The 25,916-nt window shown below is 55.6% G+C and carries 25 protein-coding genes; 10 read left to right on the top strand and 15 right to left on the bottom strand.

The annotated features are described in order from the left end of the window. Positions 1 to 379: 379 nt before the first annotated feature. From cshA to KHA84_RS13860, 3 genes are all read right to left on the bottom strand, one after another. On the bottom strand, positions 380 to 1,831 hold the full coding sequence (cshA, locus tag KHA84_RS13870; RefSeq protein WP_213424116.1) for a degradosome RNA helicase CshA: 1,452 nt from the start codon (positions 1,829 to 1,831) through the stop codon (positions 380 to 382). A 314-nt stretch (positions 1,832 to 2,145) separates the two neighbouring features. Further along, positions 2,146 to 3,522 (bottom strand): UDP-N-acetylmuramoyl-tripeptide--D-alanyl-D-alanine ligase, encoded by a 1,377-nt coding sequence (locus tag KHA84_RS13865; RefSeq protein ID WP_213424115.1) that lies wholly within the window; start codon positions 3,520 to 3,522, stop codon positions 2,146 to 2,148. A gap of 13 nt (positions 3,523 to 3,535) precedes the next feature. Then, positions 3,536 to 4,618 carry a D-alanine--D-alanine ligase gene (locus tag KHA84_RS13860; RefSeq protein WP_213424114.1) on the bottom strand — a complete coding sequence of 361 codons (1,083 nt, stop codon included), beginning with the start codon at positions 4,616 to 4,618 and terminating at the stop codon, positions 3,536 to 3,538. A gap of 225 nt (positions 4,619 to 4,843) precedes the next feature. Here KHA84_RS13860 and KHA84_RS13855 point away from each other — a divergent pair, with 225 nt between their 5' ends. Next, positions 4,844 to 6,028 (top strand): FtsW/RodA/SpoVE family cell cycle protein, encoded by a 1,185-nt coding sequence (locus KHA84_RS13855; protein WP_213424113.1) that lies wholly within the window; start codon positions 4,844 to 4,846, stop codon positions 6,026 to 6,028. A 52-nt stretch (positions 6,029 to 6,080) separates the two neighbouring features. On the opposite strand, the gene KHA84_RS13850 is transcribed toward KHA84_RS13855, so the two are convergent. Continuing rightward, the gene (locus tag KHA84_RS13850; RefSeq protein WP_008301280.1) at positions 6,081 to 6,218 is read right to left on the bottom strand and encodes an Lmo0850 family protein; all 138 of its coding nucleotides are present in this window, start codon (positions 6,216 to 6,218) and stop codon (positions 6,081 to 6,083) included. A gap of 259 nt (positions 6,219 to 6,477) precedes the next feature. Here KHA84_RS13850 and KHA84_RS13845 point away from each other — a divergent pair, with 259 nt between their 5' ends. From KHA84_RS13845 to KHA84_RS13830, 4 genes are all read left to right on the top strand, one after another. Next, positions 6,478 to 6,786 carry a metal-sensitive transcriptional regulator gene (locus tag KHA84_RS13845; protein ID WP_213424135.1) on the top strand — a complete coding sequence of 103 codons (309 nt, stop codon included), beginning with the start codon at positions 6,478 to 6,480 and terminating at the stop codon, positions 6,784 to 6,786. Positions 6,787 to 6,800: 14 nt separating this feature from the next. Beyond that, positions 6,801 to 7,010 carry a copper chaperone CopZ gene (copZ, locus tag KHA84_RS13840; protein WP_213424112.1) on the top strand — a complete coding sequence of 70 codons (210 nt, stop codon included), beginning with the start codon at positions 6,801 to 6,803 and terminating at the stop codon, positions 7,008 to 7,010. A gap of 75 nt (positions 7,011 to 7,085) precedes the next feature. Beyond that, on the top strand, positions 7,086 to 9,497 hold the full coding sequence (locus KHA84_RS13835; protein WP_213424111.1) for a heavy metal translocating P-type ATPase: 2,412 nt from the start codon (positions 7,086 to 7,088) through the stop codon (positions 9,495 to 9,497). 227 nt (positions 9,498 to 9,724) lie between these two features. Beyond that, positions 9,725 to 10,894: an MFS transporter gene (locus KHA84_RS13830; protein WP_213424110.1), complete on the top strand. Its 1,170-nt coding sequence runs from the start codon at positions 9,725 to 9,727 to the stop codon at positions 10,892 to 10,894. 61 nt (positions 10,895 to 10,955) lie between these two features. On the opposite strand, the gene KHA84_RS13825 is transcribed toward KHA84_RS13830, so the two are convergent. The 3 genes from KHA84_RS13825 to KHA84_RS13815 all read right to left on the bottom strand — a co-directional run bounded on the left by KHA84_RS13825 (position 10,956) and on the right by KHA84_RS13815 (position 14,323). Beyond that, positions 10,956 to 12,617 carry a sensor domain-containing protein gene (locus tag KHA84_RS13825; protein WP_213424109.1) on the bottom strand — a complete coding sequence of 554 codons (1,662 nt, stop codon included), beginning with the start codon at positions 12,615 to 12,617 and terminating at the stop codon, positions 10,956 to 10,958. 105 nt (positions 12,618 to 12,722) lie between these two features. Continuing rightward, positions 12,723 to 14,042: an MFS transporter gene (locus KHA84_RS13820; RefSeq protein ID WP_213424108.1), complete on the bottom strand. Its 1,320-nt coding sequence runs from the start codon at positions 14,040 to 14,042 to the stop codon at positions 12,723 to 12,725. Positions 14,043 to 14,146: 104 nt separating this feature from the next. Further along, positions 14,147 to 14,323 carry a hypothetical protein gene (locus KHA84_RS13815; RefSeq protein ID WP_213424107.1) on the bottom strand — a complete coding sequence of 59 codons (177 nt, stop codon included), beginning with the start codon at positions 14,321 to 14,323 and terminating at the stop codon, positions 14,147 to 14,149. Positions 14,324 to 14,438: 115 nt separating this feature from the next. On the opposite strand from KHA84_RS13815, the gene KHA84_RS13810 reads away from it, so the two are divergent. Further along, a complete protein-coding gene (locus tag KHA84_RS13810) occupies positions 14,439 to 15,683 on the top strand; it encodes a helix-turn-helix domain-containing protein (RefSeq protein ID WP_213424106.1) in 1,245 nt (414 codons plus the stop codon). A gap of 41 nt (positions 15,684 to 15,724) precedes the next feature. Here KHA84_RS13810 and KHA84_RS13805 read toward each other — a convergent pair whose 3' ends face one another. Continuing rightward, on the bottom strand, positions 15,725 to 17,116 hold the full coding sequence (locus KHA84_RS13805) for an L-cystine transporter (protein ID WP_213424105.1): 1,392 nt from the start codon (positions 17,114 to 17,116) through the stop codon (positions 15,725 to 15,727). A gap of 191 nt (positions 17,117 to 17,307) precedes the next feature. Between KHA84_RS13805 and cls the strand changes: the two genes are divergently transcribed. Continuing rightward, positions 17,308 to 18,759, top strand: coding sequence for a cardiolipin synthase (gene cls, locus KHA84_RS13800; protein ID WP_213424104.1), 1,452 nt, complete (start codon positions 17,308 to 17,310; stop codon positions 18,757 to 18,759). A gap of 96 nt (positions 18,760 to 18,855) precedes the next feature. Here the strand turns inward: cls and KHA84_RS13795 are convergent, their stop codons facing one another. Further along, a complete protein-coding gene (locus KHA84_RS13795) occupies positions 18,856 to 19,761 on the bottom strand; it encodes a M15 family metallopeptidase (protein ID WP_213424103.1) in 906 nt (301 codons plus the stop codon). A gap of 127 nt (positions 19,762 to 19,888) precedes the next feature. On the opposite strand from KHA84_RS13795, the gene KHA84_RS13790 reads away from it, so the two are divergent. Further along, complete coding sequence (locus KHA84_RS13790) at positions 19,889 to 21,040, top strand: MFS transporter (RefSeq protein WP_213424102.1); 1,152 nt, start codon at positions 19,889 to 19,891, stop codon at positions 21,038 to 21,040. Positions 21,041 to 21,121: 81 nt separating this feature from the next. Continuing rightward, the gene (locus KHA84_RS15540) at positions 21,122 to 21,247 is read left to right on the top strand and encodes a hypothetical protein (RefSeq protein WP_272875312.1); all 126 of its coding nucleotides are present in this window, start codon (positions 21,122 to 21,124) and stop codon (positions 21,245 to 21,247) included. A 23-nt stretch (positions 21,248 to 21,270) separates the two neighbouring features. Here the strand turns inward: KHA84_RS15540 and KHA84_RS13785 are convergent, their stop codons facing one another. From KHA84_RS13785 to KHA84_RS13760, 6 genes are all read right to left on the bottom strand, one after another. After that, positions 21,271 to 21,522: a hypothetical protein gene (locus KHA84_RS13785; protein ID WP_213424101.1), complete on the bottom strand. Its 252-nt coding sequence runs from the start codon at positions 21,520 to 21,522 to the stop codon at positions 21,271 to 21,273. A 116-nt stretch (positions 21,523 to 21,638) separates the two neighbouring features. Further along, positions 21,639 to 22,403, bottom strand: coding sequence for a membrane protein insertase YidC (gene yidC, locus KHA84_RS13780; protein WP_213424134.1), 765 nt, complete (start codon positions 22,401 to 22,403; stop codon positions 21,639 to 21,641). 65 nt (positions 22,404 to 22,468) lie between these two features. Then, the gene (locus KHA84_RS13775; protein ID WP_213424100.1) at positions 22,469 to 23,257 is read right to left on the bottom strand and encodes an AraC family transcriptional regulator; all 789 of its coding nucleotides are present in this window, start codon (positions 23,255 to 23,257) and stop codon (positions 22,469 to 22,471) included. Between the two features lie 25 nt (positions 23,258 to 23,282). Beyond that, a complete protein-coding gene (locus KHA84_RS13770; RefSeq protein WP_213424099.1) occupies positions 23,283 to 24,188 on the bottom strand; it encodes a diacylglycerol/lipid kinase family protein in 906 nt (301 codons plus the stop codon). Between the two features lie 119 nt (positions 24,189 to 24,307). Further along, on the bottom strand, positions 24,308 to 24,754 hold the full coding sequence (locus KHA84_RS13765) for a hypothetical protein (protein WP_213424098.1): 447 nt from the start codon (positions 24,752 to 24,754) through the stop codon (positions 24,308 to 24,310). A gap of 24 nt (positions 24,755 to 24,778) precedes the next feature. Beyond that, positions 24,779 to 25,270 carry a GNAT family N-acetyltransferase gene (locus KHA84_RS13760; protein ID WP_213424097.1) on the bottom strand — a complete coding sequence of 164 codons (492 nt, stop codon included), beginning with the start codon at positions 25,268 to 25,270 and terminating at the stop codon, positions 24,779 to 24,781. Positions 25,271 to 25,380: 110 nt separating this feature from the next. Between KHA84_RS13760 and KHA84_RS13755 the strand changes: the two genes are divergently transcribed. Beyond that, entirely contained in the window at positions 25,381 to 25,875 is a 495-nt protein-coding gene (locus KHA84_RS13755) for a GNAT family N-acetyltransferase (RefSeq protein ID WP_213424096.1), read from the top strand. Positions 25,876 to 25,916: the final 41 nt, after the last annotated feature.

Raw genomic sequence — 25,916 nt, 5'->3', positions numbered from 1 at the left:
CCCTTTTGATCTCTTTCTATTGTATACGGAAACACACCGGAAACGTTTCATTAATTCGAATTAATAAATGGGCGGAGCTGAAAAGCGATTCATCATTCTCAAAGGGTGATTCGTCATTCTCAGAGGGCGAATCGTCACTCTCAGAGAGTGATTCGTCATTCTCAGAGGACGTATCGCCACTCCTACTCCCAGCAAGCAAATCGTCACTCTCAAAGGATGATTCGTCACTCTCAAGGAGCGAATCGTCATTCCCAGAGGACGTATCGTCACTCCTACACTCAGAGAGCGAATCGTCACTCTCAAAGAATTCATCACTTCCACCCCAACGCAAAAAGAACCCGGAAAGGCCATCTTGGCTTTCCGGGTTCTTGTATATGTCTTATCGGTTGCGCGGGCGTCCGCCGGGGCGGCGTCCGTCGCGACGGCGGCTGCTGTCGCGGTTGTAGCCACCGCTGCGGCCTTTGTAGCCGCCGCCACCGCTGCTGCGGCCGCCACGGTTTCCACCGCGGAACGGAAGCGGCTTTTCTTCCGTGATCTTGACCGGTGTGCCGTCCGGCTCGCGGGTAAGCGATTTGATCGCTGCTGCGACAAGGTCAATGGCATCGCTGTCCTGCAGCATTTCTTCTGCGAGGATGCGATAGTCGTTGAGCTCGTTTTTCTCGACGAGTTCCTTCAGCTGGCTGACGGCAAGCTTCTGCTGGCCGGCCAGCGCCTCGTCCTCGGATGGCGGACGAAGTGGCGTCATCCGCTTTTTCGTCGTTTCCTCGACCGTGCGGAGGTAACCCATCTCACGCGGTGTCACGAATGTGACGGCAACCCCGCTCTTGCCCGCACGGCCCGTACGGCCGATGCGGTGGACATAGCTTTCAGGGTCCTGCGGAATATCGAAGTTGTAGACGTGCGTGACGCCCGAGATGTCGAGTCCGCGGGCCGCGACGTCCGTAGCGACGAGGATATCGATTTTGCCTTCTTTGAACTGGCGGAGGACCGACAGGCGCTTTGCCTGTGTCAGGTCGCCGTGGATGCCTTCTGCGAGGTAGCCGCGGAGGTTGAGCGCCTGTGCCACTTCATCGACGCGGCGCTTTGTGCGGCCGAAGATGATCGCGAGTTCAGGCGTGTGAACGTTCAGCAGACGTGTAAGGGCATCGAACTTCTCGCGTTCCTGTGCCTTCACGAAGAACTGCTCAATGTTCTCGACCGTCATTTCCTTGGCCTTGACGCGCACTTCCGCTGGCGAATGCATGTAGCTGTCCGCGATTTTGCGGATCGGACCAGGCATCGTCGCAGAGAAGAGGAGCGTCTGACGCTCGGACGGGACGTTCTCAAGGATCGCGTTGATGTCCTCGATAAAGCCCATGTTCAGCATTTCATCCGCTTCGTCAAGGACGAGCGTTTCCACACCGTGAAGTTTCATCGTGCCGCGTTTGATGTGGTCGAGGATCCGTCCCGGCGTACCGACGACGATCTGCGGGCGGTTGCGGAGGGCACGGATCTGGCGGCCGATTTCCTGTCCGCCGTAGACGGAGAGGATACGTGCGCGCTTGCCGTAGCCGATGCGGTAGATCTCTTCGGAGACCTGGATCGCAAGTTCACGTGTCGGCGCGATGATCAGCGCCTGGATGTCCGGATTCTGTGTATCGATCTTCTCGATGATCGGAACGCCGAATGCCGTCGTCTTGCCCGTGCCGGTCTGTGCCTGGCCGATGACGTCCTTGCCGTCGAGGGCGAGCGGAATCGTCTCTTCCTGGATGGCTGTCGCTTCTTCAAACCCCATGCGCTCGAGTGATAGCTGAGTGGTCTCGCTGATGTTCAGTTCAGAAAACTTTGTCAAATGTGTCAATCTCCTTATCCTTCATGTGATCATTGGATCCATTTTCAAATGAAGTCCGGCATGCCGTGCCGTTTCGGAGTTTTCAGTGTTGCCCGCCGGTCCATCCGGGAAGGCAGTGCGCTCGAAAAGTTCCGGTTGCTGCCGGGCGGTCCGACCGGAGAGGAACACGCCCTTCAACCGAACCGTTTCAAAAAAAACAACTCTTCCTCAATGTGCGAAGAGTTCCCGTTCAAATGTATCCAATAGTTAGCAGTATAACATGGCACGGCTCTTCTTGCAATGAAACCGGCGCGGGCCAGTGCCCGCGGGTTCATTTATAGATTGTCCGCCAATTCGCCGATGATACGTTCAAGCGCCATTCCACGGGAGCCTTTCAGCAAAATCAGCGGTGCATGGCCGAGCCTGCTTTGCAGCATCCCGGTGATGGGAGCCAAGTCTTCTCCGCTCCAGACCAAACGATCCGACGGGAATTTTCTTTCAAGCTTCCGGAAGAGATCCTCCATCCGAGGACCATATAGGCAGACGCCGTCAAAGTCCGCCGGGTCCAGTTCTTCGGCAAGCCCTTCGTGGGCAGGTACTTCCAGTGCGCCTAGCTCCAGCATGTCGCCGAGCACGACCCACTTCTCACTTCGCAAAGTCGAGCTTCTGACAAATCCGAGTGCGGCGCGCACGGATGTCGGCGCCGCGTTGTAGGCGTCGTTGATGAAAAGCGATCCGTGCGGCCCTTCCACCGTCTGCATGCGCATGCCGGTCAGCTCGACGGACTTGAGCGCTTCCCGGATCTGGTCATCGGTAAGCCCGGCTTCCCGGCCGATCAGAATTGCGGCAAGTGCGTTTTTCGCCTGGTGCGCGCCGAGGACGGGAATCATGAACTCGCCCTCCGTGAGCCCTGATGTCCGGAATACGCTTCCCGCTTCCGACGGTTCCACCGACAGGAGGCGGAGGCTGCAAGTCTCCCCCTCCCCAAACGGAACGCCCGCGCCTTCCGGCAGTGTTTCCACATGCGGGGCGAGCAGCGGCTCGTCGCCGTCGTAGAACAATTTCCCGCCCTGCCGGAGGCCGTCCGTAATTTCGGATTTTGCTTTTGCAATTCCTTCCCGGGAGCCGAGGTCCTGCATATGCGCCTCGCCGATGTTCGTGATGACGGCATACTTCGGACGGGCCAGCTCGGACAGGAAGGAGATCTCCCCGAATCCGCTCATGCCCATTTCGAGCACCGCGTACTCGGTGTCTTCCGGGAGCGACAGGATCGTCAGCGGGAGGCCGAGCTGGTTGTTGTAGTTGCCTTCGGTCTTGCGTACGCGGAAGTACGGCGAAAGTGTGCCCGCGACAAGATCTTTTGTCGATGTCTTACCGTTCGAGCCGGTGATGCCGATGATGACGGCATCCAGTTCCTCGCGGTATCGGCGCGCCATCTGCTGGAGCGCCTGTTCCGGGTCTGCGACGACGAGAACGGGCACGTCCTCGGGTGCTCCCGGAACCCCCTTTTGCCAGAGGGTGGCCGCAGCCCCCTTGTCGAATGCCTGCCGGACAAACCGGTGGCCGTCCGCCTGCTCTCCCTTGAACGGAATGAACAGGTCACCTTTTTTCAGCGTCCGTGTATCGATCGATACGCCAGTGACGGCAGCCTCGCCGCCTGTTGGATGCGGCAGGCCGAGCCAGTCCGCAATTTCATTCAATTTTCGTTTCATAGAAAGGATTCCCTCAATCTTTGTTCGTATTCAGTGACTGTTTTTCCTGAAAGCGTTCAAGTGCCAGCCGGATCAGTTCTTCAAGCAGTTCCGGATACGTCATGCCGGAGTTTTGCCAGAGTAGCGGGAACATGCTGGTCGGCGTGAATCCCGGCATCGTGTTGACTTCGTTGATGAGCACTTCGCCTTCGTTTGTCAGGAAAAAGTCGGCCCGCACAAGTCCCGAGCAGTCGAGCACCTTGAACGCCGCTTTTGCCGCATGCTCCATTTCTTCGGCCGCTTTTTCCGGCACGTCCGCCGGAATGGTCAGGACCGTGTTCCCGTCCATGTATTTGGATTCGTAATCGTAGAAATCAGAAGCGGAGCTGATCTCGCCGACGACCGAGCATTTCGGCTCGTCGTTGCCGAGAAGGCCCATTTCGATTTCGCGCGCATCGACACCTTGTTCGATGATGACTTTGCGGTCATAGCGCAGCGCTTCCTCAATGGCTCCGATCAGGCTTTCCCGGTCGGCCGCCTTCGAGATGCCGACGCTCGAGCCGAGATTTGCGGGCTTTACGAACACCGGCCAGCCAAGCCTCGACTCGGACTCAGCCAGGATGCCGTCCCGATTTTTGTTCCATTCGCTGCGGATAAAGTGGACATACGGCACCTGGTTCAGCCCGGCTTGGGCAAACAGCTGCTTCATGACGACTTTGTCCATACCGGCGGCGGATGCGAGCACCCCATTCCCGACATATGGAAGATCCAGAACTTCCAGGAGACCCTGGACCGTGCCGTCTTCCCCGTTCGGCCCGTGAAGGAGCGGGATGACGACCGGCGGCGCATCCGGCGTCTGCGCGGCGAGCGCGGCGATGCCGTCCGTAAGCCGGGCCGGCGCATTCGTGCCGTTTTCCCCGATCATCAGGTCGGTGACATGTTCGGCCGGCCCCTCAAGCAGCGGCCCCGGGCGCCATTCGCCCTCCGGCGTGATAAATACCGGTGTGACTTCATACCGGCCAAAATCAAGTGCGTGAGTGACGGCGCGTGCGGTCGATAGCGATACTTCGTGTTCCGCGGACTTGCCGCCATATAAAAGAAAGATGCGATTCTTCATGGTTAACCTCCACGTCTCGGATACTATCAGTGTAGCATGCAGGAGCCATCCCGTTACAGAAGCCCGGCGAAAAAACATGCTTGTGAAATCTAAATGAAACATTTTCCAGACCGGCGCGTCCTTTAAAGACGGAAGTCAGACAGGCATTCGGCACCTGCATGGGGTATAATGGTGCGTATTGCCGAATCCATTCTGTGAAACTTTGAAACGACCGGGTGATCAATTATGAAACTGAATAATCGGGCGTCAGATCGCTTTGACTGGACGCTGGCGTTTATCTTGCTTTTGTTTCTTATCGTCAGCACCGTCGCCATTGCATCCGCGCAGACGACCGGCCAATATAATACGAATTTTGTCCCTTCCCAGATCCAGTGGTATGTCGTCGGGGCAGCCATCATCGCCGTCATGATGTATTTCGATCCGGAGCAGTATAAGAAAGCTGCCTGGATTATTTACGGGGGCGGGGTTTTCCTCTTGTTCCTTCTCTTTATCCTTCCAGAAGGAATGGATCTTGTTGCCCGGCGAAACAATGCGAAAAGCTGGTTCCACCTGCCGGGGCTCGGCAGCATCCAGCCCGCTGAATTCATGAAGACCTTCTATATCATCGGGGCGGCGCGCCTCATCACCATGCATAATGAGAAACACCTGAATCGCACGACCCAGACCGATCTGATGCTGTTGGGCAAGATCGCGGCTGCCCTCATTGTCCCGCTGTTCTTTATTCTGGAACAGCCGGACCTCGGGACGGCGCTCGTCTTTATCGCGATCACGGCGGCGCTCGTCCTCGTCTCCGGCATCACCTGGAAAATCATCGTACCGCTTTACGCGGGAACAGCCGCCTTCGGAACGCTTCTGATCTGGATGGCCGTCTATATGCAGGACTTCCTCGTGAAGACGTTTGGCTTCAGCGCATACCAGTTCGCAAGAATTTATTCCTGGCTGGATCCGTATACGTATTCAAGCGATGAGGGACGCCACCTCATCACGTCACTGAATGCAATTGGTTCCGGCATGATCAGCGGCAAGGGGTTCCAGGGCCGTGAAGTTTACGTGCCGGAAGCCCATACCGACTTTATCTTCTCTGTGATCGGGGAGGATTGGGGATTCATAGGCGCAAGCCTGGTCATCAGCCTGTACTTTGTCCTAATCTATCACCTGACCCGGACAACGCTCCAGCTGAAGGATCCGTTCTCGACGTATGTGTGCACCGGGATTATCGCCATGATCACGTTCCACGTGTTCCAGAACATCGGCATGACGATCCAGCTCCTGCCGATCACGGGGATCCCGCTCCCGCTCATCAGCTACGGCGGAAGTTCCATCATGGGCAATATGCTCGCCCTGGGGCTCGTGTTCAGCATGAATTTCCACCACCGGACTTATATGTTCTCGGCGGATCCTGAAGAATAAACATCAAACAAAAGCTCCCGCCTCTGTTACAGAGGCGGGAGCTTTTTGAAGCTTAGGTCGTGGGTGCCTGGGAGCCAGAGGGCGGCGCAAGGGCTTTCAGCAAATCGAGGCGCGACTTGGTCAGCGTCACCGGAATGCCTAATGCTGTAATCCGCTCTGCGATCGTCTTGACGTCCTTTTTCTGGGCCATCCGTTCCACCTCTTCCTTCCTTCAATATGACGCGGCAAGCGGGGCAAAGTTGCGGGAAAATGGATGATACCGGACGTTCTATATACACATCCTTACTATACCACCCGTGCTGTAAGTCAAATCTTTCAATACTGTTACAATTGTTGCCTTTCGGTAAACGTTTTATTCTGAAAAAAGAGGCGCAAAAAGTTTGATTGCATACCCTATGATGGTATACTGGATGCAACAAAGGAGGCGGTGCCCATTGACGACGGAGCCAATGGAAAGCTCGGTCCATGAAGAGTCCTGCCGGAAAAGCCACCAGACGCCCGAGGTGAAGAAAAATCTTGCCACCCGGCTGAACCGGATCGAGGGACAAGTGCGCGGCATCCGGGGAATGATCGAGCGGGACGTTTACTGTGATGATGTCATCACCCAGCTGGCTGCGACACAGTCCGCCCTCAACAGCGTGGCTCGGATTCTGCTCGATGGACACCTGAAAGGATGTGTCCGTGACCGGCTTCTTGAAGGGGACGACGAAGTCCTTGATGAACTGACCGTCACCATCCAAAAACTGATGAGAAAATAAGGAGGAGATTCATAATGGCAACCAATCTCGTACTTCAGGTGGAAGGCATGAGCTGCAACCACTGCGTGAACTCCGTAGAGAACGCAGTCCGCGGCCTGAATGGAGCAGATACCGTTAAAGTCAACCTTGAGGCAGGTACTGTTGAGGTGGCATACAACGAAGACCTTGTGAACGACCAGCAGATCAAGAATGCGATCGAGGAACAGGGCTACGACGTAAAGTGATCGGCGGCTGCGGGAAACCGCAGCTTTTTCCGGGGAGTCTTCATACCCCCCACCCCTATGAAAGGATGAATGGCCATGAGCAATGATAAGCGTGAACTTGCCATCACCGGCATGACGTGCGCTGCCTGTGCGAACCGGGTCGAGAAGGGCCTTGGGCGGATGGAAGGTGTAGAGTCCGCGACGGTCAACTTTGCAACCGAGAAGGCAACCGTCGAATTCGACAGCAGCAAAACTGACATTCCTTCCATCGAAGAGAAAATCCGCAATCTCGGCTACGATGTGGCCAAACAGGATGCCGAGCTGGAGATTATGGGCATGACGTGCGCGGCCTGCTCGGCACGGATCGAGAAAGTGGTCGGGAAGATGCCGGGCGTCTCCCAGGCAAATGTCAACCTGGCACTCGAGACCGGCCATGTCACCTACGACCCGGCACAGCTAAATCCGGAAGCGATCATTGAACGCATCCGGAAAATCGGATATGACGCCAGACTGAAGCAGGAGGACGATGGTGCCCCGGACCACCGGAAAGAGGAGATCCGCAAAAAAACCAGGTTGTTCATCATCTCGGCAGCCCTTTCCCTCCCGCTCCTCTGGACGATGGTCGCCCACTTTTCGTTTACCGAGTGGATGTACGTGCCGGCCTTTCTGATGAATCCATATGTGCAGTGGGCGCTTGCGACTCCGGTCCAGTTCTGGATCGGATGGACGTTTTATAAAGGCGCATACCACTCGCTCCGGAGCGGCAGCGCGAATATGGACGTACTTGTCGCGCTCGGCACATCAGCAGCCTACTTCTACAGTGTATACCTCGTTCTGGCCCACGCCGGAAGCGGACACATCCCCGGGTTATATTTTGAAACAAGTGCTGTCCTGATCACACTGATTCTTCTTGGCAAAGTGTTCGAAGCACGGGCGAAGGGCCGTTCTTCGGATGCAATCCAGAAGCTGATGGGTCTCCAGCCGCAGACCGCTACGGTCGAGCGGGACGGCCGGATGGAAGAGATTCCGGTGGCGGATGTCACCGAAGGCGATGTTCTCGTTATCCGGCCCGGCGATTCAATTCCGGTCGACGCCCTCGTTTTGTCCGGCAGTTCAGCCTTTGACGAATCGATGCTGACGGGCGAGAGCCTTCCCGTCGACAAGTCGGAAGGCGACACGCTGTTCGCCGCGACGGTGAACGGCAACGGTTCACTCCGTGCAAAAGCCATCAGCGTCGGCAAAGATACGGTGCTCGCTTCAATCATACGTACAGTGGAAGAAGCGCAAGGATCAAAAGCGCCGATCCAGCGGCTCGCCGATAGGATTTCAGGCATTTTCGTTCCGATCGTCGTCGGCATCGCCGCCGTCACATTCCTCGTCTGGTATTTGATTGTTGACCCGGGCAACTTCGCCCAGTCGCTGGAAAGCATGATCGCCGTTCTCGTCATCGCCTGCCCTTGCGCGCTGGGTCTTGCGACACCGACATCAATCATGGCCGGTTCCGGCCGCTCCGCCGAACAGGGCATATTGTTCAAGACAGCGGAAGCCATTGAGGGGACGAAACATATCGACACCGTCGTCCTCGACAAGACGGGCACCGTGACTAAAGGCAAACCGGAAGTGACCGACTTTCTCACGGCGGACGGCATGGATTACGAAGAGCTTATCCGGGCCGCTGCCGCGGCCGAGAAAGAATCGGAGCACCCGGTCGCAGCCGCCATCACTGCATTCGGCGAAGAGCGTACGTCCGCCCTGCCACAGGCCACCGGCTTCTCCGCGATCCCCGGACACGGAATCGGGGTCCGAGTCGGTGACAGCGACATTCTTCTCGGCAACCGGAAGCTGCTGGAAGACCGCGGCATTCCGGTTGACCCGTCAATTGCCGATATCGGTGCGCTTGAAGACGAAGGCAAGACCGTCATGTTCATGGCAGCGGACGGGCAACACGCTGCTGTCATTGCAGTCGCCGACACACTGAAGGACACTTCCGCGGAAGCCGTGCGGGAACTGAAGGAATCCGGCATCGACGTCATCATGCTGACCGGCGACCAGCCGCGCACAGCGGAAGCGATCGCCCGCACAGCCGGCATCGACCATGTCATCGCCGGCGTCCTCCCCGAGAAAAAAGCGGCCGTCGTCAAAGAACTTCAGGAAAAAGGCCGGAAAGTCGCCATGGTCGGCGACGGCATCAACGACGCTCCGGCACTGGCCACCGCCGATATCGGCATGGCAATGGGCACCGGCACCGCCATCGCGATGGAGGCAGCGGATGTCACTCTCATGCACGGCGACCTGAAGCGGGTCTCCGACACGCTCCGCATGAGCCAACTGACCGTACGCAACATCAAACAGAACCTGTTCTGGGCACTTGCCTACAACTCCGTCGGCATCCCGATCGCCGCCGCAGGATTCCTCGCCCCATGGGTCGCCGGCGCCGCGATGGCGTTCAGCTCGGTATCGGTCGTCCTGAATGCACTCAGGCTGCAGCGCGTGAAGTTAAGGAATTGATAAAGGTGTGATGCCGCTCTCTTGGCTGGAGGGCGGCTTTAATTGTGAGGAGAAAGGGGACTTTGCGCGCGAATCCAAGAGGTTCGCGTACGAAAATCCATGCCGTCCTTTAGTTCCAAATGTTAAAAATTTCGTCGCTGCCCCAAATACCGTCTGCATTTGTCACTTCCCCTCTCCCCGGAGTAGAATGAAGGCATTATATGTTTTCTTGAAGGCAGGTCTTTTTAATGCAAAAGTCAATTCTCCTCCTGATGTCGGTCCAATTTCTCGTTTATTTAGGGTTCGGGATCATCATCCCTGTGCTGCCTGAGGTCGTGGTGGCGCAAGGCTTCAATGAGATGCATGTCGGCGGGCTTCTGACTGTCTATGCGCTGGCATCGTTCTTTACCGCGCCGCTTTGGGGAGCCTATTCCGACCGGACAGGCCGGAAGAAACTGATCGCGATCGGACTCGCCGGATTCAGCCTGAGCTTTTTCCTGTTTGCGGCGTTCACCGATTCTCTTGCAATGATGTATGTGTCCCGCGTAATCGGCGGGCTGTTCTCTGGCGCACTGTACACCGCGGTCACCGGCTTTGTCGCCGACCTGACTGATGAAGAAAACCGGAACAAGTACATGGGTCTTCTCGGCATGTCGATCGGGCTCGGCTTTATTTTCGGCCCGGCGATCGGCGGCATTCTTGGCGACATCCGCCTGTCGCTTCCGTTCACCGCGTCCGGCACGCTTGTCCTCATCCTGCTCGTTTACGCCATGATTGTCCTGAAGGAGCCGGAACGCAAAGGGCAAGCGAATAAGCGCTCGATTGTTCCCGAAGGGGCCGGCAAGATGTGGGGATACCGGGTCCGCTACCTGTTCCTCATGTCGTTCATGGTGACGTTCCTCCTGGCTGGAATCGAGGCGACGTTCCAGCTGTTCCAGATGCACAAAATTGAAATTACACCAAAACAGATCGGCTACTTGTTTCTCTTTAGCGGACTGGTCGATGCGGCCATCCAGGGCGGTGTCGTCCGCCGGGTGAAAAACGGCATGGAGACAAAGGTCATCCTGATTGCCCAGCTCGTGACCGCAGCCGGGCTTGCCCTTATGGTGTTTACCGGCAGCCTGTTCTGGGCGGGCCTTTCCCTCTGCGTGTTCACAGCAGGAAATGCCCTTGTGCGCACGGTCCTCGTGTCACTTACGACAAAGGAATCCGGCGGGCGCTACGGGACCGCTGCAGGCATGAGCTATTCAATGGACAACGTGGGGCGCATCGCGGGTCCGCTCCTTTTCGCCTGGCTGTTCACACAGATGCCGGACGGTGTCTACTGGATTTCGGCTGCACTTGCCGTGTTATCGGTTGGGCTGATTTTCCTCTACCGGAAGTCGGACAAATCGCTGCGCGAAACCGCTGTATCATAATTTGGAAAAACCGCCTTCGGATCAGGGATCCAAAGGCGGTTTCGCTATTGACGGGACTTTGTCACTCCACTATCCGGTAACGGTTCGGGCCTTCCTGCTTCGCGTCATACATCGCGCGGTCAGCAAGTTTCAGGAGGGCATCTGTGGATAGCCGGCCCGGACCGGCAAAAGCGATGCCGATGCTTGTGCTGATGGGGATGACGTGTCCGCCGGCGACAATCGGTTCCCTGAGCGCGGCGACGATCCGGCAGGCAAGCGTTTCGGCTTCCTCGCGGGTCGTGCAGTCTGTGATGAGGATGACGAATTCATCCCCACCGAAGCGGGCGGCCAGCACATGGTCCGCCGCACTTTCAATCCGGTGGCTAAACGCCCGGATGACATCATCACCGACGTTGTGGCCCCATTTGTCGTTGACCGCTTTAAAACGGTCCAGATCCATCAGGGCGACGGCGAACCGCTTCCCGGTCTTTTTATACTCGGCGATCCGGTCCGCCAGGCGGTTCAGGAACAGCCGGCGGTTCGGCAGGCCGGTCAGCTGGTCGTGGTAGGCATAATGTTCGAGGCGCTCTTCCTCCGCCTTCTGCCGGCTGATATCCCTGACGACAACCACCATATGCTGAAATTCCCCGTGCGGCCCCCGTACAGCGGAAGCGTTCAGCTCGGACCAGATCCAGCCCCCATTTCGATGGAGAACCCTGAGACGGATCTGAAAAACGTGACGGCCTTCGAGAATCTCCTCGTATCCTCTGACCAGGTCCGGGAAGTCATCAGGGTGGACAAGGTCTCCAGTCTCTTTCCCGATAACAACTGCCGGGTCATAGCCGTATTGGGCCCTTGTGGATGGTGAGGCATATAACAACCGCCAACTGCCGTCGATCGTGACAATGACGTCACTCACACTTTCTGTGATGATCTTAAATTGGTTCTGGCTTTCCATATAAAGATGGGCCAATTTATCAAGTTCACGCATTTCCTTCAGGTTTGCGTAATAGCCGATCGGCTTGCCGGCAGGTGCGACGGGGGTGAATTTCAGGAGGCATCCGACAGGCTGTCCATTCTCCGGCTGAACGTCGATACGGACATCCTGCAAATTACCTTCCGCGGCCAGGGAGAAAGCAGCCTCCGCAAGACTGCGGGATTGGTCCGAAACAAGGTTCGAAAACGGTCTTCCGTGGAGGGCTTCGCCTGATACCACAAACAACCGGAGAGCAGCAGGGTTCGCCCCTGTGACCTGTCCCGACGGGTCAAGCTCCAGGACAGCATCGCCGTTGTCTTCAAAAAGCGCCCGGAAGCGGGAAGTGCTCTCTTCCAGACGATGAATGATTTCCCGGCGCATCAATTCGTTTTGCTTCCGGCCGGTGATGTCTTTGACAAGTGCGACAACATAGGGGGCCTCCCCTTCATCAAGCAGAGGCGTGAGCATGACTTCCGAATACCGCTTTCCGCCATCCGAATCGATGTACGCATCCTCATAAACCGCCTGTCCGCTGCTTTGCACAACTTCTATGTAGCGCTTTACCATCTTCTCTCCAATCTCTTTGCCGAAAACCTCACTGATCGTCCTGCCGATATGCTCATCGCCAAATCCGAGCTCTTCCCTTACTTTCCGGTTGAACCATACATACACGAATTCACCGCTCCGGCCGGCTTTCATGATGAACAGCATTTCACCAAGCCCGTCCGCGAGCACCCGTTCCATCAAACTGAGTTGTATCCTGCCCATCGATGATCCCCCATCCCGGTCATACTTTACGCCCATTATAGAGGAAAATCCTGCTAAACAAAACCGGACGGGTGATGAGCTCCCGTCCGGTCTGCCGCTTCGTATTTATTTTGCTGCAGGCGCCGGATTCTCCGTCCCTTTCTGATGTCTGTTAGCCAGTTCAGGGTGTGCTTTCCGGACTACGGACGGGCGGGCCAACGTCAGGACAACCGCAATCAGCACGGTTGCCGAGACGAGGAGGATCCACTCGGCAGGAAGCAGGTCGTACAGGAAGCCGTACAGTACCGTGCCAAGTGGCATGAGTGCCATCGCCATCGTCTCGAGGATCGCGAACACTCGGCCTTTGTAATCGTCATCCACGCCTTTTTGCATCATGACCTGGATCGGTGTGTTGACGAGGATCATGACCAGCCCGAATGCGAACATGACGGACGCGTAGAAGATGAAGAGCCCTGTGTACGGGAGGCTGACCAGAAGCGGCAGTGCGACAGACGCCATGATCAGCCCCATCGTCACGATGCCCCACTTGGAGACGAGCAGCGGATACTTCACTTCTTTCCTGACACTCAGGTAAATCGACATGAGAAGCATTCCGACCGCAAACGCCCCTTCCGTCATGCCGAAGTGCTCCGAGGCCATTTTCATCTTTTCAATGAGAATGTAGGAATAGCCGACCTGGAATGCCCCGAACAGAAAGTTGATGAACAGCGAGATCCAAATGATCGACAGGATGATCGGCTGTGTTTTCAGGTAAGCGAGTCCCGCTTTCATGCTCTGCAGGAGCGGCTCCTTTGCTGCCCCTTCCCCGGTCGCTTCTCCCGCGTCAGCTTTACGGTTAAAGAGCCGGAAGTTCATCGTCGCTTCCAGGGCAAGCGCGACCGCTTCGGCCGCCATGAACAGGATGAGGAACAGCTTCATTGAAACCGTGCCGTAAAGCAATCCGCCGACGGCAGGCGCACCGATCGCGGCGATGGAAATCGACATCTGATTCAGCGACATCGCCTTCTGGATACGTTCCTCATCCACCAGGCCGGTGATGGCCGCGGAAAATGACACCCCTGAAAACGATGCGGCAAGCGAAATGACGGCAGTCGTGATATAGATGGCCGGGAGTGAGAGCCCGTAAATCAGGCTGACCGCAAGCAATCCGCCGACCGACAGCACAATGGCTCCCTGGGCTGTGAGGACAATCGTCTTTTTCGGCCATCGGTCCGCAGCATAGCCGGCGAACGGTGCCGCAATTGTCCGGGGCAAAATGCTGCAGATCAGGTTCATCGCAAAGCTTGTCGCGGACCCTGTGAGCTGAAGAATGTAGAAACTGATGGCAAACGTATAGACCTGGGCACCAAATGCGGAAATCAGCTTGCTCGCCGTGAACGTCCAGATATGATAAGTGGCGCGACGGCGTTTCATGGCCTGATCCATTTTCTGCGCTCCTCACTAAATGAATTGTCTAAATCTTAGCACTGTGTTTTTGCAGAAACAAGAAATAGTTAAATCTAATTAAACTTTATGGCCAAAAAAATAAGTTATAGCCAGCGACGCGGTTTCATGACCTCTGCACCAGACTGATCCGGCTTTTGAAACACCGGCTTTCTCCGTGGTTCTGCGTGTCTGCTCTTCTGTCCCGATGTTAAAATGAATTTGCTTGCAATTACCCTCAAAAGAAGTAACGTTGCCTGGCGCAGACTCATGGTTTGTTCCATGCTGTTTTCCTCCCTGTTTAATTTAATTAAACAAATCATAACATGCTCCCTCTTCACAAGCAAGGAATTGTTTAATACAATTAAACTATGGACGATGATTGGAGGTGTTCCCTTTTTGGACACATTGGGTGAACGAATTCGCCGGCTGCGAAAAAACCGGAAGATGACTCTGCAGGAACTGGCCGGCGACAAAATGTCGAAGGGAATGCTTTCCCTGATTGAAAACAACAAGGCCAGACCATCGATGGAGAGCCTGACACATATTGCTGAACAGCTGAACGTATCCGCCTCCGCCCTGCTTGAACAAAGCAGCCGCGAGGAGCTGAGGGAGCTGTTGGATCAGGCAGAGGAATACAACTCAGTCAGGCTGATCGATGACTGGGCGAAGGAAGCCAGACAGCGCCTCGTAAATCTTATCAGACCCCATATGGGCCAAATGGGAGAAGGCTACGAATCCGGCCGGCTGCTCGAAATGTACGGTCGGTCCCTCCATTACCTGGAAGAGGCCGGATGGGAAGAACCGATCGACCGGGCAGCCGACATCTATGATTCGCTGAACATCATCCCAAGACGCGCCGCAATCGGGATGTTTCGCGCCCAGGTGCACTTTACGGAGCGTGACTATGACCGTGCGCTCGAGGTGATGCTCAAAGAGCGGAAAGCGATCGAAGAAAAGAGACTGTTCATCGAACCGATGACCCGTCTTGACTTTGATTACCTGCAGGCCGTCCTTCTTTATGCAGTCGGCCAAACGGAAGAAGCAATGGCTGTCATGGAAAGCGCCCTTGCGTTTTCCCGGGAGAATGATCTTTACTACCATATGAGCGACTGGTACCGCCTGGCTTCGATCCATGCGCTGATGGCAGGAATGGCAGATGAATATGAGCGTTTCCGAAAAAAGCTTCGCCAATACGCAGAGTTTGCAGATGACAAGGAAGCCGGCGGTTTCTTGGCGTTTCTCGATGTCCATGAACTGAACTCATTCCGGAATGACCATGCCTCAGCACACCGCCAGATCAAGGGTTGGCCGGAAGATAAGGTTGCCGCCCTGTCGGACCCGCTCCACTCGCCGTACCTGTCACTTGAAGTCGGGAAGGCCCTATCCGGACTGGGCCGCCACCAGGAAGCGCTCGAGGCGTTTGAACGGGCACTCGTCCCGCGGGAGTATATCCACCATCCGATCGACCTGTCAATCTTCATGGAGGGGGAAGCCTATAAAGCGGAATCCCTCTGGGCCACCGGCAAAACGGGCGAAGCGCTGGACCTGATCCGTGATGTCCATGAGCGTATCGCTTTCCTTCCCGGGACTCCATACAAAGACCGGGTGGAGCAGGTACATACAAAGCTGAACAGCCTATAAAAAAGATGCCGTCCTTTTAACGGGACGGCATCTTCTTAGATTTAAGCGTCAATTGGCTGGGTGCGGAGGTCGCCGTTGTAGACATCCCGGTCGACTTCTTTGTTCACGGTGGCCGCCGTGACGCCCGCGGTCATCGAGCCGCTGACGTTAAGGGCGGTCCGGCCCATGTCGATAAGCGGCTCGACAGAGATGAGCACACCGGCAAGCGCGACCGGCAGATTCATCGCCGACAAAACGAGGATCGCGGCAAAGGTGGCACCGCCGCCGACGCCCGCTACGCCGAACGAGCTGATTGCGACAACCGCAATGAGCGTCGCGATAAAGCCGGGATCAAGCGGATTGATGCCGACAGACGGCGCGATCATGACGGCAAGCATCGCCGGATAAATCCCCGCGCAGCCATTCTGCCCGATCGACAGGCCGAATGATCCCGCGAAGTTCGCGGTCGCATCCGGAAGGCCGAGACGGTCCGTCTGCGTTTTGATGTTGAGCGGCAGCGTACCCGCGCTGGAACGGGAAGTGAACGCGAAAAGAAGCGTCTCAGACGTTTTCTTCAGGTACGTGATCGGGTTAAGACCGTTAAGCGTAATGATGACCAGATGAACCAGGAACATGGCGATCAGCGCCACATAAGATGCGATGACGAACTTGCCGAGGTTGGCGATCGCCCCGAAATCGGACGTTGCGACCGTGCGGGCCATGATTGCAAGGATGCCGTACGGCGTCAGGCGGAGGATGAGCTTGACGACACGCATGACAAGCGCATAAATCGCATCGATGCCTTTTTTCACCATTGCGGCGTTTTCCGGCTCTTTTCGTCCGATACCGAGATAGGCAACGCCCAGGAACGCGGCAAAGATGACAACACCGATCGTGGAAGTCGGACGGGCGCCCGTCAAGTCAAGAAACGGGTTGGCCGGAATCAGCTCGGTGATCTGCTGTGGCAGGGTCTTGTCGGCCACTTCCGTCGAGCGCTGCTCCAGGTCCGCCCCGCGCTCCACTTCGGCCGTGCCTTGCACAAGGTCGGATGCATCCAGGTTAAAGGCAAGTGCCGAGCCGATGCCGATAGCGGCTGCGAGTGCGGTCGTGCCGACCAGCATGCCGAGCACCAGGCCTGCCGTCTTCCCGAAGTTTTTGCCTGTAGTCACTTTGGTGAACGCGGCCAAAATCGAAATGAAGACGAGCGGCATGACAATCATCTGAAGAAAACGGACATAGCCCGTGCCGAGTATGTTGAACCAGTCAACGGAATCGGCCAGAACTTCCGACTCGGTTCCGTAGATGAGGTGCAGTGCAAGGCCGAAAAGAATGCCGAGCCCGAGGCCCGCAAAGACGCGGTTCGAGAACGAGACATGCCGGCGCTGCATATAAAACAGGACACCGACGAGAACGAGCATGGCGGCAATGTTGATAACGACCAGCCAAGTATTCATAATTACTCCCCCAATGATTATCATGATGTTCCCCCGCGGAGGAATCGTTTTTCAAAAGCACAAGCATTAGAATAAAATGTTTAATCCTATAAGTCAAGTAGGTTTTATCAGCATCCTCTATCTCCATTCGTGTTTTCGGCGACCTAACGGTATACTGTCCTTAGACAGATCATACGCAACTGGAGGTTTTCATGGCACAGTTCATCACGTACGCGACGGCCGCGGTCTTCATCCTGAACATCTTTCTCGCGATTGCCCTGATTTTCCTCGAGCGGCGCGATCCGACTTCCACCTGGGCCTGGCTTCTGGTCCTGTTCTTCATCCCTATTTTCGGATTCTTCATTTATCTGATGTTCGGCAGGCAGCTGCGGAAAAAGCAGCTGTTCCGCTGGGAAGACAGGAACAAAATCGGGATTGAGCAACTTGTCAATTACCAGATCGAGGCGATCGAGGACGGCACGTTCGACTTCAGGCTGGACGACACCGCCCATTACCGGGACATGGTGTACCTGCATCTCAGGAACAACCACGCCCTCCTGACACAGGACAACGATGTGGAGATTTTCAATGACGGCGGGAGAAAATTCGAGGCGCTTTTGGATGACCTCGAACACGCCAAAGATCATATCCATATCCAATACTATATTTTCAGGCTCGATAATCTGGGACAGCGCATCCTGGATACTCTCATCCGGAAAGCAAAAAGCGGAGTCAAAGTACGGGTTCTCTTCGATGATATCGGCTCACGAGGGCTCAGAAAACGGCATTTTCGTGATCTGATGGCGGTGGGCGGCGAAGTGGAGGCCTTTTTCCCTGCGATCCTGCCGCTCATCAACCCCCGTATGAACTACCGGAACCACCGTAAGATCGCGATCATCGACGGCCGCGTCGGCTATGTGGGCGGCTTCAATGTCGGGGATGAGTATCTCGGACTGAACCGCAGGTTCGGTTACTGGCGCGATACACACCTCAGGATCGAGGGCAGCGCCGTCCATCCGCTCCAGACGCGGTTCATCCTGGACTGGAACCAGGCTTCCGCCTCCCATGACATCGAGTACCATGAGCGCTATTTCCCGGCCATCCCCAGGAAAGGTTCCGTCGGCCTGCAGATTGTATCAAGCGGCCCGGATGAACAATGGGAGCAGATCAAGGACGGCTACCTGAAGATGATCCATCTGGCGAAAAAGTACATTTACATCCAGACGCCGTACTTTATCCCGGATGCCAGTTTCCTAGATGCCCTGCGGATCGCCTGCTTGTCGGGCATCGATGTCCGCATCATGATCCCGAACAAGCCAGACCACATGTTTGTCTACTGGGCGACCTATTCGCATGTCGGCATCCTGCTCCGCGCGGGCGCCAAAGTCTATATTTATGAAAATGGCTTTATCCATGCAAAAATGATCGTGGTCGATGATGAGGTAGCGACTGTTGGAACCGCCAACATCGACGTCCGCAGCTTTAAGCTGAATTTCGAGATCAACGCATTTCTCTATGACCGGGAAAAATCCCATGAACTCGCAGAACTGTTTGAACAGGATATGCGGCTTTCAACAGAATTGACTTTTGAAGCCTACGAGAACCGGACCACCAATATCCGGTTCAAGGAATCCGTTTCCCGCCTCCTGTCGCCGATCTTATAATGGCAGCAAAAAGCCCTCCCGCACGGTGAGTTCCGTGCGGGAGGGCTTCTTCTGCCATACTTTCTTTCAGGCTACCTCACTTCAAAGCCTCTCGCCTTATTTCTCCGGCTCAGACGGCTCAGACGGCTTGGCGTGGCCGTCCTTCACAAGCAGGTATTCTTCCAGGGTGATGCCGAGCGAGTGGATCCGGCCTGCCACTTCCTTGCCCACGTAACGGTAGTGCCACGACTCATACATGTAGCCGGTGATGTCTTCCTTTCCTTCCGGATAACGGAGGACAAAGCCGTATCGGTGGGCATTGGCGAAAAGCCACTGTCCCGCCGGCGTATCGCCAAACGATTCGCGGGCGTAATGCTGAGGCTGTGTCGCCTCCCCAATGTCAAAAGCGAGGCCGGTCTGGTGTTCCGAATACCCGGGACGCGCGCTGTAGCGGTCCGCTGCCTCTACGCCGTCACGCTCGACGTACCGGTCGTACAGCTCCTGTTGCCGCTCGAACGTCCTGAACGTGCTGAAAGCGTCCAGGTCAAACCCTTCCAGCAGCGCCTCCGCAGCCATTTCCTCGAATGCCTCACGCGCTTCGGGGCTTTCACCTGGTGCAAAGCTCGAAGGAAGAGGGTACTTTTTGTTCGCCAGAAGGATGCCATCAATATAGGTCGGTTCTGCCGGGAGTTCACGGCCCTCGAGGTATGTACCGATGCCTTCAAGCGGATCTGCCTCCGGATGCTCCGTCGCGTCGCCGCTTGCAGGCAACCGGCCTTCTTCCGCATCGTCCTCTTCGGCCGTACTCGCACCGCTGTCCGCTTCTTTGGTCTCGGCGGGATCCGTTTCCTGCTCCTGATCCGGCGTTTCTCCTCCGAGCGCACCCTTGATTTTGTCAGCATCCCAGCCGTTCATGCCGGCATACACTGCTGCTCCGCCAATCAGTAATACGACTGTCGCGATGACAGCAATCCAGACACCTTTCCGCTCGCTTTTCTGTTTCCGTCCGTCCATTCTGCGCATTCTTGGTGACCCTTCTTTCATGGAATTTCCGTTGGTCTATCGTATCATATCCGGCGCTGTTCCGCGCCGGTCTCTGTTATGCTATGATGCTTTTGTGACCAATCTATTAAGTGCGGAGGAATCCAATATGAAATCTCGCTGGCTCTCCTTGAATTTCTTCGCGTTCTTCTTTACTTGGGGGGTCTTCCTCCCCTATTGGACGGGCTGGCTCGTCTCCGCCAAAGGCCTCACCGTTTTCCAGGCGGGCGCTGTCATGGGAACAGGAATGTTCATCAGGGCGTTCTCGACGCTATTCCTGTTCCCTGCGGCGGCAAGGCGCTTCCCGATCGCCGGCGTGATGAAGGCTGGCGTCGTCCTGTCATTCATCATTGCCCTGCTCTACATACCGGCAGGCTCCTATACGGCAATCCTTGTCGTCACCGCCGCGCTTAATGTGGTCTATCCGAATCTGCTCCCGGCGATGGAGACAAGCGCCTCGATCCTGATCCAGAAAGACCGGATCAATTACAGCCGAAGCCGTGCTTACGGCTCCGCCGGCTATATGGTTGCCGTTCTGATCATCGGGGCGGTCACTGCCCTGTTCGGTAATGAGGCGATTCTCTGGACGATGTTCGCGGGGCTCCTTCTCATGCTGGGCACTCAATATACGGCTGTCCCTGTATCGCTCGGCCACGGAGAGCCCGGGAAGCCGCCGCAAAAGCGATCCGGTGCGTTCCGCGAACTCGTCCGCAACCGCGGTTTCCTGATCGTCCTCACCGTCTCGGTGCTGCTGCAGGGCGCGCACGCATCCTATTACAACTACGGCTTCGTATACCTGGAAGACCTTGGCGTTGCAAGTTTCACAATCGGCCTCGTGCTGAATGTCGCGATTCTGTTTGAAATTCTGTTTTTCGGCATCGCGGACCGGCTGTTCGGAAACACACCGGCTTCCCGGATGTTCCTGCTGGCCGCAGCAGGCTCGACGCTCCGCTGGGTGCTGATCTTCCTGATGCCGACCGTATGGATGTTCACCCTCACACAGGTGCTGCATGCAGCTTCGTTCGGCATCGCGCATGTCGCATTTATCCGCTATATCTCCGAAAAATTGCCGACCCGCCTGATTGCTCCCGCCCAGGCATTGTACGCCGCATTTGCCATGAGCCTGAGCACCGCCTTTCTCACCTTGCTCGGCGGCGCTCTCTACGAAGTCAAACCGGGCCTGTCGTTCCTCGGCATGGTCATTTGCACGGTCCCGGCCGCACTGATCGTCTTTTCAACAAAGAAACGCTTCTCCTACTAACGGCCTATTTTATCAGACCACGGACAATTACCCGGTGCTTTGTCCGTATAGTCTGGTAAAAGAGGGCAAAGGAGCATATTAATGAAACCGATTTCAATCCAGGATATTCTCCAACTGATGGAAAGGCTGGATGCTTTGCTCGCAGAACGGGAGCGCCTCATCCCGGCAGGGGGAAGCAAGACAGAAAACGCGCTCGGTCAAAAATGACCGGCGCGTTTTTCTTTGTGCCGTCAGAACAATAGCATGACCGCCAGAACGATAAACAGGATACCGAAAAATCCGGCCAGCAGGTTCATCCATTTCGCTTCCCTCATCATGCCCCGCTCCCTGAATCCTGCGGCGCGTGCTGTATTGGTCAGGACGAACAGGAGCGCCATCGACAGGCCCGCCGCATGCATCGCCTGGCGGATAATGAACACCAGGGTCAGGATGAATACCACCGCAATCCCGATTCCAAACATCCACCGTTTTTTCTTGGACATCCCCTTCATCCCCTTTTCCTTGTTCTACTCTAAAGTGGAAAACGGCAGTGTCCCGGCCTCGAATGAGACTCCCGGGCCACTGCCGCTTGTTCTGAATAGCCGGATGGTTACCCGGTTTATTGCTCCACTGCCTTTTCCGGATTTTCATAGTAGAACTTCCGCCCGATATACGTCTGGATCACAAGGATCGCACCGCTGACCGCCCAGTAGAGAGGCAGTGCGGACATCGCCGTAAAGGAGATGAACGTGATCATGATCGGGGACATGTAGATGAACATTTTCATCTGCTTTTGCTGCTGTTCAGGCATCGTCCAGAGCGAGACGCGTGCCTGCAGGAGATAGACGACCCCTGCAATCAAGGCCATGATCATATCCGGGGAGCCGAGGTTGAACCAGAGGAACTGGTGGGACTTGACGTCCTCGGAATACAGGATGGCAAAGTAAAGGCCCATGATGATCGGCATCTGAAGCAGGACCGGCAGGCAGCCCATGTTCAGCGGGTTGACACCGTGCTTCTGGTAAAGCCCCATCATTTCCTGTTGGAGCTTCATCTGCTCGTCCTTGTCCTTTGTTTCCTTAATGCGCTTCTGGATGTCTTCCATCTCAGGACGGAGAGCATCCATCTTCACCTTCATCGCCTGCTGGGTCTTGTAGTTCTTCAGCATGAGCGGCATGAGGATCAGACGGATGATAACTGTGATGGCGATGATCGCCAGTCCGTAGTTGCCGTTAAAGAAGGTCCCCAGGGATTCAAGAGACCAGTCCATCGGCCGGACGAAAAGACTATAAAACGTGCCTTCCTTGTTCTCGACGCTGGAGCATCCGCCAAGGAGCAACGCTGCAGCTGCCAATGTCAGGATCAGCCCGATGCGCTTATTCAATCGATTCACCTACAACTTTTTTAGACTATAGAGTAGTATACACCACCCGTTGCAGGATTTTCAATTTATGTTCCGGTCTCTTCGATGCTTCCGGGCACGATCGAGGAGAAGTAATCGATGTCTTTGCGCTCCCTGAACTGCTTGGGCGTCACATTTGTATACTTTTTGAACGTCCTTGTAAAGTAGCTCTGGTTGCAGAAGCTGAAGCGGTCCGACACTTCCGAGATTTTCATGTCCGTGTTGCGCAGGAAAAACTGGGATTCCTCGATTTTCCGCATATTGATATAGTCGATCAGCGTCAGCCCGGCATGTTCGCGGAAAATGCGTGAGAGGTGGCTCGTGCTGATTCCGGCGCGCTTCGCCAGCTGATCGACGGTGATCGGATCTTCGATTGAGGCATCGATGAATTGGATGATGTCGTTGACGATCGGGTGGGACAGTTCCGGCTTATCGCGGCCTTCCAGGACGTGAATGAAGAATTCGACGAGGTCGTTGGTTGTCTCCGTGATGTCCATGTTGCCCGCCTTGCGGTCCACGATGCGCATTGCGGTGATGTTCGTCGCCACTGCCCACTCAGGAGGGAATTTCGGCACCATGAGGAAGCGGGCGGTCAGCGCGGCGAAGATGATGTAGTAGTTGGACACATCTTTCACCCAGCGGTCCCCGGCGATGTCTTTGACCATCATGATAATCCGGTTCAGCTGATCCTTGGCCCTGGCACGGTCCCCTTCGGCTACCGCTTCAAGCAAGTCTTTCTCAAGATGATAGAAATCCTCGCTGCGTTCATACGCCTTCAATACCTCGACCCGGTCCATGAACAGGTTGGCCATGTATTGCAGACCCGGGTCCTTCATCCTGATGCACCTCTATTCCTCATGTTCATTCTCCTTCCGTTGGTTCCGGCGCCAAGATCCTCAGATGACGGTGCAGGACTCTGATCCCGATCGGAGTCTTTCCGCCTTCGTCACCGTCTATATTGCAGGCAAGCGGCTCATCCGTCTCGATTCGTACACGGGCTGTCCGGATTTTCTCGACCGCTCCCTCTTCCTCCAGCTTTCCCAGTAGAAGAGAGGCGGACATCTTTAAAAATCCGGGCAACTTGGTGCGCTTGATCACTGTCAGATGGAGCAGCCCGTCATCCGTCCTGGCATCGGGATTCATCTTCTCGAAACCGCCCACCGAATTGGTCAGGGCGACCAAAATCAGCGAGGCCTGTCCGGTCCACTTGCCCCGATCATGAGTGATGGTGAATCGGTTCCCTTCATCGGCCAGCAGCGTCTGCAGACCGTGTGCAGCGTAGGCGAGCGGGCCAAAACGCGTCTTTTCCCCTGCCGGAACGTCCATCACACCCTCAGCCAGGCTGCCTGCTGCAAGGACGTTCATAAAATAACGGCCGCCGGCAAGGCCGATATCGGTCGGCCTTGCCACGAATTCAGGCAATCGGCGGATCGCTTCCTCAGGGTCCATAGGAATCGACAGTGCCCTTGCAAAATCATTTACCGTACCGAGCGGGATGAGGGCAAAATCCGGACGGATCTCTTCTTCGGCCAGTCCGTTTATTGCTTCGTTCACCGTGCCATCGCCGCCCATTGCAACAACCAGGGCACTTCCGCTCTCCGCGGCTTCCCTGGCGAAGGCAGTCGCATCGCCCTCCTTCTCCGTGGCCCTGACTTCGACGGAATAGCCCATTTCCTCCAGCACTTGTACACACTGTCCGCTGTAGGATTCCGCCAGTTCCTTTCCCGAAGAGGGATTCAGGATAAAGACCGCCTTCCCTTTTTCCATGACGCACGTCCTTCCGATTTTCTTAAATACTAATTCTATACCCAAACACGGTTATTTTTCACACATTTATGCAAAAAAATGCCCATCCGTGATCGGATGGGCACCCGGCAGGGCCTGTTTTAAAGTTTTTCGGTGTCGATGCGGTTTTCCGTTGTGACAGAATCTGTGTCTTCATTGAGCTGCTCAGCCGCTGCCTCATCATTGCTTCCGAGACTGGATTTTTGCTGACCCGCGGGCTCGCCGGTTTTTTTCTTGTGGTACAGACCGTCTTCGTCCGGATTCTTTTTCATGTTCTTTTTGTCCTCTACTTCCTGGTTATAGTAGTGGACGCTTGTCTGTGCCCCTTCGGCCACCATGTCGTTATCCTGGAAGTCATAGGGATCGGAAAGACCTGCTTTCGTATCCTCGTAATTGCGGTTCACCTTTTGGGATTCTACGAAAGAATCCATTTTCGTCTTCAGGTTATTGAAGGCGACCATTGCCTTGTCACGATTCTCCTTCTTGCTGAAATACGCGTAGGCACCAGCCGCGAGGCCTGCCAGTAAGAGATTATTCTTTTTTGCCATGTCAATCATCCTCCAGTCCAGTTTTCAGTCTTGAATGGGTTTGTCAGTAAAGTATACCCCTTCACTGCCGCCGGAAACCACGAGCCGCATATCCACATGGGGGATTCCGTCTTCTCCGTACGGTTCGGAAACCGCACGGAATCCGCAAGATGCGTAAAATTCTTTCAGATGATACTGGGCTGAAAGATGCACCGGGATATCGCCGTACCGCTCCGCGGCAGCCTCTTTTGCCTTTTCGACAAGTGCACGCGCAATCCCTTTTCCCCTATGGGATTTCCTGACGACGACGCGGCCGATCGCCGGGTCTTGATGGACGGCACCAGGCATGAGCACCCTTGCGTAGGCGGCAAGCGTCTCGCCCTCCCATCCGGCAAGATGAAGGGCAGCCGGATCATGCCCATCGATTTCCGGGTACGGGCATGCCTGCTCGACGACGAACACATCGACACGCAGTTTGAGGATTTCATAGAGTTCATCTGCAGTGAGTTCCGAGAAATTTTTTAGGGTCCACTTCATCTGTGTCACTTCTTTCATTTCAATTTGATTACATTATTCCACAACATATATCGGAGGGGCGATTTATTTGTTATAGTGGATGGAAATCTATTGCCGAGGTGACCTTTTCCATGATCCGTTTGATGACACGACATGATATCGAGACCGTCCGGCAGATCGCAGCGGTCAGCTACGATGATACGTATGAGGGCATTCTTCCGGAAGATGTCCAGGAGTCCTTCCTCACACGCGCTTACGCTTCCCCGATGATGATGAAACGGCTGGAAAAGACGACGATGCTGATAGCGGAACATGAAGGGCGCCCGGTCGGATTTGCCATCTTCACCCGGGTGGATGAAGACGGCGATGCGGAACTGACTGATATGTACCTGTTGCCGGATTACAAGGGCATGGGATTCGGCACGGCACTTCTTGGAGCCGGCATCTCCACCCTCGAAGACGGCCACCAACTGTTCGTCTACGTTGACAGCCTGAACGAAGGGGCCCGCCTGTTCTATGAAAAACAGGGGTTCGAACTTCTTGAAGAATTCGATGAGCTGTTCGAAGGATACCCGACAACCACGGCACAATATGTCTATTACCTCAAAGCACCCGCTCTTGTATGAGCGGGTGCTTTTTTGTTCACTCAACTATAAACCCGATGAAA

This window comes from Bhargavaea massiliensis (assembly GCF_018390575.1).
In the GTDB taxonomy this organism is placed as follows: Bacteria; Bacillota; Bacilli; order Bacillales_A; family Planococcaceae; genus Bhargavaea; species Bhargavaea massiliensis.
Note: the sequence above shows the minus strand (reverse complement) of the source record. Positions and strands in the feature narration are given on the sequence as shown.

Bases quoted from the DNA above. Each gene is read 5' to 3' on its own strand.
- KHA84_RS13865 (WP_213424115.1), bottom strand. From the start codon at position 3,522: ATGAAACGAAAATTGAATGAAATTGCGGACTGGCTCGGCCTGCCGCAT.
- KHA84_RS13855 (WP_213424113.1), top strand. From the start codon at position 4,844: ATGAAACTGAATAATCGGGCGTCAGATCGCTTTGACTGGACGCTGGCG.
- KHA84_RS13825 (WP_213424109.1), bottom strand. From the start codon at position 12,617: ATGGGCAGGATACAACTCAGTTTGATGGAACGGGTGCTCGCGGACGGG.
- copZ (WP_213424112.1), top strand. From the start codon at position 6,801: ATGGCAACCAATCTCGTACTTCAGGTGGAAGGCATGAGCTGCAACCAC.
- KHA84_RS13860 (WP_213424114.1), bottom strand. From the start codon at position 4,618: ATGAAGAATCGCATCTTTCTTTTATATGGCGGCAAGTCCGCGGAACAC.
- KHA84_RS13805 (WP_213424105.1), bottom strand. From the start codon at position 17,116: ATGAATACTTGGCTGGTCGTTATCAACATTGCCGCCATGCTCGTTCTC.
- KHA84_RS13820 (WP_213424108.1), bottom strand. From the start codon at position 14,042: ATGGATCAGGCCATGAAACGCCGTCGCGCCACTTATCATATCTGGACG.
- KHA84_RS13770 (WP_213424099.1), bottom strand. From the start codon at position 24,188: ATGGAAAAAGGGAAGGCGGTCTTTATCCTGAATCCCTCTTCGGGAAAG.
- KHA84_RS13755 (WP_213424096.1), top strand. From the start codon at position 25,381: ATGATCCGTTTGATGACACGACATGATATCGAGACCGTCCGGCAGATC.
- KHA84_RS13775 (WP_213424100.1), bottom strand. From the start codon at position 23,257: ATGAAGGACCCGGGTCTGCAATACATGGCCAACCTGTTCATGGACCGG.
- KHA84_RS13785 (WP_213424101.1), bottom strand. From the start codon at position 21,522: ATGTCCAAGAAAAAACGGTGGATGTTTGGAATCGGGATTGCGGTGGTA.
- cls (WP_213424104.1), top strand. From the start codon at position 17,308: ATGGCACAGTTCATCACGTACGCGACGGCCGCGGTCTTCATCCTGAAC.
- KHA84_RS13850 (WP_008301280.1), bottom strand. From the start codon at position 6,218: ATGGCCCAGAAAAAGGACGTCAAGACGATCGCAGAGCGGATTACAGCA.
- KHA84_RS13795 (WP_213424103.1), bottom strand. From the start codon at position 19,761: ATGCGCAGAATGGACGGACGGAAACAGAAAAGCGAGCGGAAAGGTGTC.
- KHA84_RS13815 (WP_213424107.1), bottom strand. From the start codon at position 14,323: ATGGAACAAACCATGAGTCTGCGCCAGGCAACGTTACTTCTTTTGAGG.
- KHA84_RS13835 (WP_213424111.1), top strand. From the start codon at position 7,086: ATGAGCAATGATAAGCGTGAACTTGCCATCACCGGCATGACGTGCGCT.
- KHA84_RS13765 (WP_213424098.1), bottom strand. From the start codon at position 24,754: ATGGCAAAAAAGAATAATCTCTTACTGGCAGGCCTCGCGGCTGGTGCC.
- KHA84_RS13830 (WP_213424110.1), top strand. From the start codon at position 9,725: ATGCAAAAGTCAATTCTCCTCCTGATGTCGGTCCAATTTCTCGTTTAT.
- KHA84_RS15540 (WP_272875312.1), top strand. From the start codon at position 21,122: ATGAAACCGATTTCAATCCAGGATATTCTCCAACTGATGGAAAGGCTG.
- KHA84_RS13790 (WP_213424102.1), top strand. From the start codon at position 19,889: ATGAAATCTCGCTGGCTCTCCTTGAATTTCTTCGCGTTCTTCTTTACT.
- KHA84_RS13845 (WP_213424135.1), top strand. From the start codon at position 6,478: ATGGAAAGCTCGGTCCATGAAGAGTCCTGCCGGAAAAGCCACCAGACG.
- KHA84_RS13760 (WP_213424097.1), bottom strand. From the start codon at position 25,270: ATGAAGTGGACCCTAAAAAATTTCTCGGAACTCACTGCAGATGAACTC.